We start from the raw sequence: 483 nt of genomic DNA on the forward strand, positions 1-483 counted from the left end.
ACGGCAGGTAACGTCACGACCGCGAATGCCAGCCACGCTTACGGCGTAGACACCATTGCGCCAACCGCATCGATATCTATCGACAATGTCACCAGCGATAACGTGATTAACGCGGCCGAATCCGGCCAGACCATAGCCGTCACTGGTAAGGTGGGCAATGAAGTTAAAGCCGGTGATGCGGTTACGGTCAAAGTCGGCACCGAAACCTACCAGACCACCGTCAATGCCGATGGCAAAACCTGGAGCGTCAACGTACCGGGCTCTGTGCTGGCCGCCAACGGTGATGTTAGCGCCAGTGTGACCACGCGCGATCCGGCAGGTAATGTCACGACGGCGAATGCCAGTCACGCCTACGGTGTCGATACCGTTGCACCAACCGCGTCGATATCTATCGATAACGTCACCAGCGATAACGTGATCAACGCGGCCGAATCCGGTCAGACGATTGCGGTCACTGGTAAAGTTGATAACGACGTCAAAGCG

At 56.7% G+C, this 483-nt stretch carries 1 protein-coding gene; it reads left to right on the forward strand.

Translation table 11 applies throughout. The features are described from left to right. Positions 1–483 (forward strand): Ig-like domain-containing protein (locus tag WCT94_RS20725; RefSeq protein WP_336871604.1); only part of this gene is annotated, 483 nt, incomplete at both ends.

The organism is Pectobacterium sp. 1950-15 (assembly GCF_037136835.1).
Lineage (GTDB): Bacteria > Pseudomonadota > Gammaproteobacteria > Enterobacterales > Enterobacteriaceae > Pectobacterium.